The following is an 11,112-nucleotide window of genomic DNA, read 5'->3' as shown; positions in this document are numbered from 1 at the left end:
CCCTCGGCGTGTCCCCGGCGATGTCCCGGGAACGTCCCTCCGCTGTCGGGACGCCCACCGGTCGCCCCACGCTAGCGGCAACCGGGATCACCGGACGGGTGGAAAGGGGACGACATGGCGAACGGGCCGTCGATCACCGCAATCATGTGGTTCGCCGGGTGCGCGATCCTGTCAGGGCAGGCGGTCCTGCTCGTGCTGCTGTGGCGTGCGCTCCGCACGTGCGCGCCGCCGATCACCGTGAACGTCGTGGCCGGGACCGCGGGAGGTGTGGTGCAGGCGGGCAGCGTCGGATCGGGGTAGGCGCACCACGCCGTCGTCCAGGTCGAGGCGCAGCGGAGGGGCGCTCTGGGGTTCCTCCTCGCGCAGCACGGCCACCGAGTCGCGGTGATCGAGTTCCCTGCGCTTGGAGCCGTAGAACATGGCGGTGATCTCGTCGACGGTCGTCGTGGCCAACGGGGTGCCCTTGCGCTTGCGCCGCCGTTGGCGCAGCAGCTCGAACACCGCCACCCCGACCACGGACAGCGTCCCGCCGGGGATGCTCCACGCCAACACCGTCTCCACCGCGTCCACGCCACCCGAACGAGCGGGGCGGCGCCGGGGTTCCGGGTTCCTCGTGCTTTCCGGTGCCTCGTGGGGCCGGGGGACGGCCCCACGAGGCGCGGTCACGCCGATCAGTAGACGAAGCACTCCGTCCGGCCGCCGGTGTAGCCCGCCGCGCGCACGTCCACCGCGGCGAGCGAACCGGCGAACCGGCGCTCCACCTCGGCGCGCTCGGCGGCGTTCGGCAGCTCGTTCCGGCAGGACACGGGCGCGCTGGAGCCCGACATCAGGTCGGCGCACAGGCCGGTCCGCCGGTCCGGCAGGCCGAGGATGTGCCCGATCTCGTGGGTCGAGATCCGCGGCCGGTGGTAGCCCTGCTGCACGGCCTGGCGTCCCATGTAGACGGTGCCGTTGCCGAGCGAGCTCACGTAGGCCCGGGGCCAGCCGTTGTCGGCCAGGATCCGGATGTTGACACCCGACGTGGAGGTGCGGCGGGCCAGCTTGACGTTGGACACCGAGTTGTTCCAGTTCGTCGCGGCGCGGTCCCAGTCCGCCACGAACTCCTGCGCCTGGCTCACGTCGTAGTACAGGGTGCGCACCAGGGCCTGCGGCTCGGCCGACGCGCTCGGCGCGGCCACCGCGACCAGCGGCAGCATCAGGCCCAGCACGCCGGCCAGGACGCCGACGGCCTTTCGTACGAGCATGGTGGTCTCCTTGGGGTACAGGGATCGGGAGCCGTGTGACAGGGGAGGCTCCCACCACCCAACGAACCAGCACGTAGCCGTTCGTCACCAGCCCCATACGTAGGGTTGTGCGATTGTGCTCGGGTCCGTCGGCCGTGTGACGCTGCGGCCATGACGACCGATATCACCGCGTCGCGGTGGCGTGACCAGCCACTCGAACCCCTGCTGCTCGCCTACCACCTGCGGACCGAGGCCGAGAAGGGCGTCGCGGTGTCCGCCGCCGAAGAACTGCCGCCGCGCTACCGCGCCGAGGTGCTCGACCCGCGGGCCGCGTTCGCCGCCGACGCCGTGTGGGTGGCCGAGACGGGCGGTTCGGCGGTCGGCTGCGTGGTGGCATCCGCGTCGGCCGACGGTTCGCTGGAGGTCAAACGGCTGTGGGTGGACCCGGCCTGCCGGGGCAGGGGAGCGGCGAGGGCGCTGGTCGGCGCGGTGCTCGACCATGCCGTCGACGTGGGTGCGGACTCCGTGCGGTTGTCGGTGTGGCACTGGCGGCGGGACGCCATCGGCCTCTACGAACGCCTCGGCTTCACCCGCGCCGACCCTTGGGACGACCGTCCGGACTTGGTGTGCATGCGCCGCCCGGCCGTAGTTGACTCCGACTAGTCGTTGGTGAATAGTCAGAGTTGACTAGGAGGTCGCGGTGAAGTCCAAGCGGAAGGTCGGCAACCTGCTCGGGTTGGCGGTGCTCGGCTATCTCGTGCGCCGACCCATGCACCCCTACGAGCTGAGCCGGCTCATGCGCGCGCACGGCGACGACCGCAGCATCAAGTTCACCCACGGCTCGCTCTACATGGTGTTCGGGCAGCTCGCGAAGGCCGGGTTCATCGTGGAGCACGAGACGTCCCGCGAGGGGCAGCGGCCGGAGCGGACGGTCTACGCGTTGACGGACGCCGGGCGGGCGGAGCTGAAGGACTGGATGCGCGAGCTCGTCGCCGAACCCCGGCACGAGCACCCGCACTTCGTCGCGGCCCTGTCCATGATCGCGGCGCTGCACCCGGACGAGGTCGTCGCCCTCCTGCGCGACCGGCTGGCCGGGCTGCGCGGGCGGCTGGACGAGGCCGAGGCGATCCTCGCGGGCGCCGACGCGCACCCGTTGTTCCTGGTCGAGGAGGAGTACCGGATCGCGCTGCTGAACGCCGAGGTGGCGTTCGTCCGGCGCTTCCTGGAGCGGATCGACGACTGGCGCCCGCTGTGGGCGGGCTTCCACGAGGGGGGACGATGAGGGCGATCGTGATCGGCGGCGGCATCGGCGGGCCCGTCGCGGCGATGGCGTTGCGCAAGGCGGGCATTGACGCGAGCGTGCACGAGCGGTACGACCGGAGGGCCGACGGCTCGGGCGGTGCGCTGAGCATCGCGCCGAACGGCCTGCAGGCGTTGGAGGTCGTCGGCCTGGCCGACGCGGTGCGGGGGATCGGCACGCCGATGACCGCGATGGAGCTGCAGAGCTGGACCGGCCGCACGCTCGGCCGGTTCGGCGGCGAACCGCCGCAGCTGCTGGTGTGGCGCGCCGACCTGCACCGCGTGCTGCGCGAGGAAGCGGTCCGGCGCGGCATCACCGTCGAGCACGGCCAGGACCTGGTCGACGTCGTGGAGCACGGCGCGGGCGTCACCGCGCGGTTCGCCGACGGCTCGCGGGCCGACGCGGACCTGCTCGTCGGCGCGGACGGCATCCGCTCGACCGTGCGGCGGATCATCGACCCGGACGCGCCGGGCCCGCGGTACGCCGGTCTGCTCGGCTTCGGCGCGCGGCTCGCGCGCACCGGCGAGCCGTCGACCGGCGGCGCGATGCGGCTGGTCTCGGGCAAGCGCGCGTTCTTCGGCTACCAGGTCCACGCCGACGGTTCCGGCGGCTGGTTCGCCAACCTGCCCCGGCGGACCCCGCTGACCACGGTGCAGGCCCGTGCCACCGGCCCCGAGGAGTGGCTGGCCGTGCTGCGCGCCGCGTTCACCCCCGACCGCACGCCCGCCGTGCGGCTGGTCGACGCCACCGACCCGGCCGACCTGGTGGTGACGGGCGCGCTGGAGGACGTCCCGAGCGTGCCGCGGTGGAGCCGGGGCCGGCTGGTGCTCGTCGGGGACGCCGCCCACGCCACGTCGCCGAGCTCCGGCCAGGGCGCGTCGCTGGCGTTCGAGAGCGCCGTGCAACTGGCGCGCTGCCTGCGCGACCTGCCGCACGACGAGGCGTTCCGGGCGTACGAGGAGCTGCGGCGGGACCGGGTCGAACGGATCATCGCCCAGGCCGCCCGCACCAACCGGGACAAGGCCGCCGGCCCCGTCGGCCGCCTCCTGCGCGACACCCTGCTGCCGCTGGCGTTCAAGTTCGCCGACCCGTCCCGGTTCACCTGGCAGTTCGACCACCGGATCGAGTGGGACGACACCCTCAGCCACGCCTGACCGCCGCCGCCGTCTCGGCCGGCGGTCCCCGCCGTGCCGCGTCAGGAGAACCGGCTCAGCAGCAGGTCGACGCGGGCGCGGTGGTGGCTGGGGCGCAGGCGTCGGCCCTGGTTGAGGGTGGCTTGGCCGTGCAGCGCGCTCCAGAGGACTTCGGTGAGCGTCTCCACGTCGTCGTTGCCGGCCAGGGGCTCGACGACGGCCACGAACTCGTGGAACGCGGCGACCAGCTCCGGCGGCGAGTCCGCCGTGCCGAACGCCAGGTCGACTTCCCGGACGAACATCGCGTCGTAGAGCGCGGGCCGGGTGGCGGCGAAGTCGAGGTAGGCCACCGCCACCGCGCGCAGCGCCGACTTCGGTGAGCGGTGGGCGGTGCGCGCGGCGCGCAGGAGCTCGGCCAGGTCCGCGCACCCCTGCACGGCCACGGCCCGCACGATCGCGTCCTTGCCCTTGAAGTGGCTGTAGAGCACCGGCTGGCTGTACTCGACCCGTTCGGCCAGGCGGCGGGTGGTGACCGCGTCCCACCCCTCCGCCTCGGCCAGCTCGCGGGCCGCGTCGACGATCAGCCGGTGACGTTCGGCGCGGTCGCGCTCACGGCGCTCCTGGACGGACACGGCGTGATGCTAGCAGTGCTAGACATTCGAGCGCGACTAGAACTAGTGTTGCTCGCGTACCTAGCACTGCTAGCACCCGGGAGTCGGACATGATCCACCAGCGCGTCAACACGGGTCTCGCCGTGCTCGTCGTCCTCGCCGGCTTCTACTTCGGCCTCGGCTTCCTGCTCGACGGGCAGGGCGCGGCGGCGGGGTTCGGCATCGACCCGTGGCCCGAGGGCAACGGCTACTTCGTGGTCAAGGGCGTCCGCGACATCGCGTACGGGCTCACCGCGCTGGTCCTCCTGCTGCTGGGACACCGCCGCGCCCTCGGCTGGGTGGTGCTGGCCGACGCGGTCATCCCCATCGGCGACTGCGTCGCCGTGGTCACCAACGGCGGCACGGTGGCCTACGCGCTGGCCGTGCACGGCTCGGCGGCCGTGCTCGTGCTCATCGTGGCCGCGTCGCTGCTGTGGGAGACCCGGAAGCGGTCAGCAGGAACGCCGGAGACCACCAGTAGTCGTGCAGTCGCGTCACCCGCACATCGGTGAACCCGGCCCGCTCGACCTGCTCCGCCCACCGCGACGCGGGCTGCTCCCACGTGGCCCGCGTCGCGCCCGGCACGAGCTGCCCGGTCAGCACGGGCATCAGGAAACCCTGAGCCACGAGGTCCCGGTCGGCGTCGTACTCGGCCAGGCCGCGCTCGTAGGCCTCGGCCAGGAACCGGCGGTGCTCGGGGCTCGCGTGAGGCAGGTCCGGCACGTCGAACTCGACCACGGCGAGCACACCGACGTGCGCCACCAGGTCGGCCAGCACGGTGTCGCGCACCTCGTGCGGCAGCGTGTGCAGCGCGAACGTCGACTGCGCCACGTCGAACACCGCGTCCGCGGGCAGCGCCGCCGCGAACAGCTCCACCCTGGTGTGCCGGGCGTCCACGTCGTACCCGGCCAACGCGCGCACCGCCGCGTTCAGCAACGCCGTGGACGGCTCGACCAGCGTCACCGAGGCGGGCGCGTGCGCCGAGGCCAGCGCCGGCCGCAGCGCCCGCCCGTCACCGCAGCCGATGTCGAGCAGGGTCGACGGCCCGGCGTCGGCGTAGACCCGCCCCAACGCCTCGGTGACCGCCCGGTACAGCCCCACGTTCCCGCCGCCGTCGATGAACGCCTCGAACGCCGCGGGTTGGTCGTACACCGACCCGTCCCGCGCCGCCGCCAGGTGCTCCGCCAACGCCGCCGCCAACGGCGTGGTCCCGCCGCGCAGCGCCTCCCCGGCCGCGCCGGTGTCGCCGTCCGCCAGTGCTCGCAGGGCTTCGTCGATGTGGTTCGTCACGTCACGAGCATCCCAAAACGCCGGTGGCCACCCGGAGTTGGCCGGACGTTGGCCGGGAGTTGGCGTGCCGCGGTCCACTGGCACCCGGACGCATCCGAGCAGGGGGAGAGATTTCCGTGGTAACGCGAGGGCACGGCGGCAACGCGGCCGGGCGGGGGCGGTGGCGATGACCGACCAGTGGACCGGGGCCGGGATCTTCGAGAGCTACGCGAGCTTCGTCAAGACGATCGAGGGCGACGCGCAGAGCGAGACCGAGCGCGTCCTGGACATCACGTTCGGCGCGATCGACGTGGTCGCCTCCACCGTGGCGCTGGTGGTGGACCCGATCGGCACGCTGCTCGCGGCCGGGATCGGGTGGTTGATCGAGCACGTCAGCTTCCTGCGCGAGCCGCTGGACATGCTGATGGGCGACCGCGAGGCCATCCAGGCGCACATCGAGCAGGTGAAGGCCGACGCCAAGGCGATCCGCGACCAGGCCGAGGTGCACAAGAAGGCCATGGCCCAGTTCACCGGCTGGGAGGGCAAGGCGGGCGAGGCGTTCAAGCAGAGCATGGACCGGCTCGGTGGCGAGCTGGACTCGCTGGCCGAGGTGGTGGACGGCACGGCCCGCGTCACGGCGGTGACCGGCACGCTGATCATCATCCTGCGCGACATCGTGCGCGACCTGATCGCGGGCCTGCTCGCCCAACTCGTCAAGGGCGCGCTGATCGCGGCCGCCGCGGCGGTGTTCACGCTGGGCGCGTCGATCGTCGGGTTCATCGGCTACGCGGTCGGCGCCGCCACCGCGCTGGCGGTGCAGATCGGCGCCCGGATCGCCAAGCTGATCGCCGCGCTGGGCAGGCAGGCCGCGCGGCTGGGCAAGCTCGGCGGGTCCATGGGCACGCTGGGGCAGAACTTCTCCCGGTTCGGCGACGCGGGCGGCATCGTGCACGAGGGCGTCAAGGCGGGCGGCGGGTACGGCGACTTCTACGGCGACAAGGGCAACGGCGCGCCGCAGGCCGGCGACCCGACGAAGGCGGCCGTCTGATGGCCCGCCACGGAGGGAGTGGCGGCTCCTCGTCCTCCGGGGACTCGCCGCCCGGCAGCCCGGGCAGCACCACGAGCACGACCAGCAACCCGTTCAGCGACCGCTACGAGGTCAGCCCGCCGCCGTCGCCGCAGAACCCGTTCTCGGACTTCTACCAGATCAGCGACAACGGCAGCGCGATGAGCCTGGACAACCTGGACTGGGCGGCGCAGAACCTGGACAACGTCGGCCACGGCCTGACCACGACCGGTCAGAACCTGGGCTCGCACCAGGCGACGCCCGAGGCGTACGGCGCGTTCGGCAGCATGATCGCCTCACCGCTGAACACCACGATCACCCAGGGCGCGGACACGACCAAGGCCGCCGCGGACGCCGCCGCCAACGCCGCGCAGAAGGTCCGCGACTCCGCCGAGACGATGCGCACCACCGACACCGACATCGCCGACAACCTCGGCGGCATCGGCCGGGACAACGACGTCTACCAGGGCCCGCCCGGCGGCAACCAGGGCGGCGGCAACCAGGGCGGCAACCAGGGCGGGACCAACCAGGGCGACACCACGAACCAGGGCGACACCGTGCCGCCGCCGCCCGAGGTGACCGGCGACGGCCCGATGCCGCCACCGCCGAACCCGACGCCGATGCCGAGCCCGGACACCCGACCGATCGGCGACCGCATCGGCGACATCCGCCAGCAGCTCGGGGTGAACAACGACGTCGGCGCCGTCATCGTGCCCACCGGCAACCGGCCGGACGGCCGCCCGTACACGCTGGACACGCCGGTCATGGACCTGCCGCCGGGCAACCGCCACGGCCTCACCCCCGAGCAGCAGGGCATGACGCTGGGCGAGATGATGGGCTACCCGCCGGACCTCATGGCCGACCCCGAGTTCGCGGGCACCCCGGCGGCCGACGCCCTCGACATGCAGGGCGGCGGTGCCTACAACGGCGACAGCAACCTCCTCATGCTCGACGACAAGCACAACGACAACGCGACGTTGATGCACGAGGTCGGGCACGCCCGGCAGAACGAGCACGGCTTCACGCACCACAACGCCCAGAACACGTTGCTGGAGTACCAGAACGTGCTCATCAACGAGAACGCCCATCACGGCGCGAACAACAACCCGCCGCGGATGAGCTACCAGCTGCCGCCGGGCACGGTCGCGCACACCGACTGGAACGGCCTGCGCGACTACATCCAGGGCAACCCGGTGACGGTCAACGGCCAGCAGCTCACGATGAACCCCGCGATGCGGGACCAGAGCCTGGTCCTGTTCCAGCAGATCGACCAGCTCACCGGTCCCGGCGGGCCGTACGCGGCCAACGGCGACCAGGTCCGCGACAACCTCATCAAGGAGTTCTTCGCCAAGGAGAAGCAGCTCCAGGGGCGGTAGCCGCGAGCACCGGTCCCCGTGCCGCTACCCGCGGCCGGGGGCCGGGCTGCGCACCACGATCAGGTCGCCGTGCCCGCGCACGAGCCGCCCGCCATCCCGGGGACGGGCGTCACCGCGCTCCCCCCGTCGACGGCGCGGACCCACCGCCCGGGGTCCGTTCCGTGATCCGGACGTAGTACCCGTTGGGGTCGCAGATCCGGAAGTCCCGCAGCCCCCACGGCCGGTGCTGGAGCTCCTCCTCGATCGGCCACCCGGAGGTCTCGATGCGTCGGGCTTCGACCTCGACGTCGTCGACCTCGAACACGAGTTCCACGCCGACCGGAGGTCGGCGGTGCTCCGCCGGGACGGCCTGGGGACGCGGGGACACGCCGACGCAGACCTCGTCGCGGACGAGGGACGCGTAGGGGTGCGGGCCGTCCGGCTCATACCGCTCCGCGGTGAACCCGAGCACATCGGTGTAGAACTTCACCGTCGTGTCCAGGTCTTGCGGGAAGACCTCGAAACGCAGGGTCATCGGCATGCGGCTGCCTCCCCGGTCGTGCGGCGGACACCGCTGACCGGCACGATGCGCCCACACGCCGAGTCGGGCGCGGCACGGCGTTCCGCGGCGAGATGCCGCCGCGAGCGATCACCTCGGGCCCATTTCTACCACCCTCCGGCAGAAGGCGAGGAGCACGGGTAGCTGGTCGTCGAAGCTGAACTCCGGTCGGGCGGCGCGAGCGCGATCGGTCAGCCCCGCCATCGCCGTCGTGTCCCGCAGGCGCTCCGCGAGGTCGTCGATGTCGTTGAAGACGACGCCGAGCCCGTGGCGTTCCGCGAGGCTCTGCACGGCGACCCGGTGACCGCTGTTGTCCCGCACCATCCAGGGCAGGCCGGCAACCGCGTACGTGCCCAGCCTCGCCGGCAGGTTGAGGTCGTCCCAATGCGCGCGGCGGAGGTCGCCTTGGTTGGAGCTCTCGTGGATGTGGGGCCAAGCGGCGTCGTACCGGGACAGCTCCCGAACCCAGTTCGCCGGCTCCACAGTGGGGTGCAGGTGCAGGAACCGGCTGCCGCGACCGGTCTCGATCCAGTCCTGACTCCACTTCTGGTAGGTCTCGCCGTACACGTGCACGTGCACACCGGCCTTCTCCAGCACCGGCATCGGCTCCAGGAAGCTCCTGCTCTCCACCCGGATCCGCCCGACGCAGACCGTGTGCGGCTCGCCGTCCAGGGCGGACAGCTTCGGCGACCAGTCGTCCGTCATCCAGTTCGCCTTGGGCAGGTCGCCGTCGAGGATCAGCACGCGGTCGCCGTCGACGCACCCCTTGGTGCTGCGCTCGAAGAACTCCCGGCACTCCTGGTTGATGAAGATCACGCCCGCGCTGTGCCGCAGTACCTTCACCATCACCGGCCACAACCCCATCTCGGCCGCGAGGTGGGGGCCTTCCTTGAAGTGGAAGACCATCGGGATGTCGGGCACCTCGTCGAGCACGCGACCGATGGTGGACAGGGCCTGCCAGTTCAGCAGCGCGTAGATGAAGTGCGGCGCGTACTCCCGGACGCGGCGCGTCCAGTCACCGTCGAACGGGATGTCCTCGACGCCGGGGAACGGCAGTGGACCCACGGTCTGCCACGCCTGCGTGCGGGTGATCCACGAGCCGCGCACCGAGTGCCCGGCCTCGACGAAGGCGAGGATCCGCTCCGGGTTGAACCCGAGCTCGCCCACGACGAGGATCCGCAGCGGTTCGTCCGCCGACACCGCCGAGCGTCCTGCCCCGGTGGCGCGCAGCGGGCCGTACCGCTCCCCCTGGTCGTGCGGCAACCCCCAGAAGCCGGCGCGCCAGTTGAGCGGCCGGCCGGGTTCGATGCCGTAGAACTGCCGGTACCGGGCCAGCCCGTAGCCGCGGCCGGTCGGGTCCGTCGGGTGCACCGCGCCACGACCGCCGATAATCTTGTGGCGCTGGTCGGGGTGGTCGCCCCACTCGCACGAGACCTCGCCCGTGTACCGGAAAAGGGCGCCGCGCCGGGCGAGCTCGCGCCAGTGGTCCCGTTCGAGTCCGTCGGAGACCACCTCGGACCTGGTGGGCCAGCGGACCGCCGCTTCGTGGTCCCGCCGGTGGACGACCTGGACCAGCGCGAAGACATTGCCGTTGCGGACGTCATCGGACGGGAGCGGTTCGGGGAGGTCGAGCAACACCCGCTCCTCGGCCCCGACGACGTCGTCGCCGCGCAGCGACGCCGACGTGACGCGCACCCGGAACGGCTTGCTCGCGTCGGTGGTGGTCCACCACCTCAGGCCGCCGTAGGCGGCGTAGCAGTCCGGCTCGCGGTCCAGCACCGCCACGGCGTTCGCCAGGTGGTGCGGGTCGTAGTGGTCGTCCGAGGGGAGGTAGGCCACGTAGGTGCCGACGGCGGCCCGCAGCGCGTACCCGAGCGCGTACCCGAGCCCTTCGTTGCGGACGAGGCGGTGGTACTTGATGCGCGGGTCGTCCCACCGCGCGATCACGTCCGCGGTGTCGTCGGTCGAGCCGTCGTCGACCACGATCAGCTCCCAGTCCCGGAAGGTCTGGTCGAGGAGGCTGCCGACCGCGCGGGGGAGGAAGTGCGCCTGGCGGTACGTCGGCATGAGCACGGAGACCTTGGCGGTGCGCGGTGTCCCCCGCGCCGCCGCGTCCTCCCGGCTCACCGCGCGGCCCCGCGGACGGTCGGGGAGAACGGGACGTCGCGCATCGCCCGGTGTCGCTCGTGCGGGTCGAAGTCGCCTTGCCGGGGGCGTCCCGCCGAGAACCCGGACAGGGTGGACCCGGCTGCGGACGGCACGAAGACGTACCGCTCGACCGTGCGGTGGCGCTTCACGACCTCGGCGCCGAGCGACCGGCGGTTCCGGGGTCCCCCGTCGGAGTACCCGCCGACCTGCCGGGTCGCCGCGCCGGGCGGGCCGTCGACCCGCGCGTGGTTCGGGAGGAGCTCACGCGCGTACCGGCCGTCACCGCGGCCGGGTTCGAGCGCGGACAAGCCCGCAGGATCGCCCACGAAGTCGCGGACGGCGTGGTCGTCGTAGAACGCGGTGCCCCGGTAGGGGAGCTGTTCCGCCACCCTGTCACTCACCCGTGATG

13 protein-coding genes are annotated in these 11,112 nt (G+C 72.4%); 6 read left to right on the top strand and 7 right to left on the bottom strand.

The features are described from left to right. Window positions 1-171: 171 nt before the first annotated feature. Window positions 172-570 (bottom strand): DUF6191 domain-containing protein, encoded by a 399-nt coding sequence (locus FHX81_RS06475; RefSeq protein ID WP_246107661.1) that lies wholly within the window; start codon window positions 568-570, stop codon window positions 172-174. A 101-nt stretch (window positions 571-671) separates the two neighbouring features. Then, complete coding sequence (locus FHX81_RS06470) at window positions 672-1,244, bottom strand: snapalysin family zinc-dependent metalloprotease (RefSeq protein ID WP_141976007.1); 573 nt, start codon at window positions 1,242-1,244, stop codon at window positions 672-674. Between the two features lie 150 nt (window positions 1,245-1,394). Here FHX81_RS06470 and FHX81_RS06465 point away from each other — a divergent pair, with 150 nt between their 5' ends. From FHX81_RS06465 to FHX81_RS06455, 3 genes are read left to right on the top strand one after another with little or no spacing between them, the layout of a single operon-like run. Next, the gene (locus tag FHX81_RS06465) at window positions 1,395-1,886 is read left to right on the top strand and encodes a GNAT family N-acetyltransferase (protein ID WP_141976005.1); all 492 of its coding nucleotides are present in this window, start codon (window positions 1,395-1,397) and stop codon (window positions 1,884-1,886) included. Window positions 1,887-1,923: 37 nt separating this feature from the next. Continuing rightward, on the top strand, window positions 1,924-2,505 hold the full coding sequence (locus tag FHX81_RS06460) for a PadR family transcriptional regulator (RefSeq protein WP_141976003.1): 582 nt from the start codon (window positions 1,924-1,926) through the stop codon (window positions 2,503-2,505). Continuing rightward, complete coding sequence (locus FHX81_RS06455) at window positions 2,502-3,677, top strand: FAD-dependent oxidoreductase (RefSeq protein WP_141976001.1); 1,176 nt, start codon at window positions 2,502-2,504, stop codon at window positions 3,675-3,677. The genes FHX81_RS06460 and FHX81_RS06455 overlap by 4 nt, the downstream gene beginning before the upstream one ends. Before the next feature lie 41 nt (window positions 3,678-3,718). On the opposite strand, the gene FHX81_RS06450 is transcribed toward FHX81_RS06455, so the two are convergent. Beyond that, the gene (locus FHX81_RS06450; protein WP_141975999.1) at window positions 3,719-4,288 is read right to left on the bottom strand and encodes a TetR/AcrR family transcriptional regulator; all 570 of its coding nucleotides are present in this window, start codon (window positions 4,286-4,288) and stop codon (window positions 3,719-3,721) included. Window positions 4,289-4,377: 89 nt separating this feature from the next. On the opposite strand from FHX81_RS06450, the gene FHX81_RS06445 reads away from it, so the two are divergent. Next, the gene (locus tag FHX81_RS06445) at window positions 4,378-4,818 is read left to right on the top strand and encodes a DUF4267 domain-containing protein (RefSeq protein ID WP_141975997.1); all 441 of its coding nucleotides are present in this window, start codon (window positions 4,378-4,380) and stop codon (window positions 4,816-4,818) included. Here FHX81_RS06445 and FHX81_RS06440 read toward each other — a convergent pair. After that, window positions 4,718-5,596, bottom strand: coding sequence for a class I SAM-dependent methyltransferase (locus FHX81_RS06440; protein ID WP_141975996.1), 879 nt, complete (start codon window positions 5,594-5,596; stop codon window positions 4,718-4,720). The two genes, FHX81_RS06445 and FHX81_RS06440, sit on opposite strands and share 101 nt — an antisense overlap. A gap of 166 nt (window positions 5,597-5,762) precedes the next feature. Between FHX81_RS06440 and FHX81_RS06435 the strand changes: the two genes are divergently transcribed. Further along, entirely contained in the window at window positions 5,763-6,623 is an 861-nt protein-coding gene (locus tag FHX81_RS06435; RefSeq protein ID WP_141975995.1) for a WXG100 family type VII secretion target, read from the top strand. Then, window positions 6,623-8,017, top strand: coding sequence for a hypothetical protein (locus tag FHX81_RS06430; protein WP_141975993.1), 1,395 nt, complete (start codon window positions 6,623-6,625; stop codon window positions 8,015-8,017). The genes FHX81_RS06435 and FHX81_RS06430 overlap by 1 nt, the downstream gene beginning before the upstream one ends. A 109-nt stretch (window positions 8,018-8,126) precedes the next feature. On the opposite strand, the gene FHX81_RS06425 is transcribed toward FHX81_RS06430, so the two are convergent. From FHX81_RS06425 to FHX81_RS06415, 3 genes are all read right to left on the bottom strand, one after another. Continuing rightward, a complete protein-coding gene (locus FHX81_RS06425) occupies window positions 8,127-8,531 on the bottom strand; it encodes a VOC family protein (protein ID WP_170231956.1) in 405 nt (134 codons plus the stop codon). Window positions 8,532-8,645: 114 nt separating this feature from the next. Further along, window positions 8,646-10,682, bottom strand: coding sequence for a glycosyltransferase family 2 protein (locus FHX81_RS06420; protein WP_141975988.1), 2,037 nt, complete (start codon window positions 10,680-10,682; stop codon window positions 8,646-8,648). After that, window positions 10,679-11,104, bottom strand: coding sequence for a hypothetical protein (locus FHX81_RS06415; protein WP_141975986.1), 426 nt, complete (start codon window positions 11,102-11,104; stop codon window positions 10,679-10,681). The genes FHX81_RS06420 and FHX81_RS06415 overlap by 4 nt, the downstream gene beginning before the upstream one ends. Window positions 11,105-11,112 lie beyond the last annotated feature (8 nt).

The sequence above is a fragment of the Saccharothrix saharensis genome (assembly GCF_006716745.1).
In the GTDB taxonomy this organism is placed as follows: Bacteria; Actinomycetota; Actinomycetes; order Mycobacteriales; family Pseudonocardiaceae; genus Actinosynnema; species Actinosynnema saharense.
Note: the sequence above shows the minus strand (reverse complement) of the source record. Positions and strands in the feature narration are given on the sequence as shown.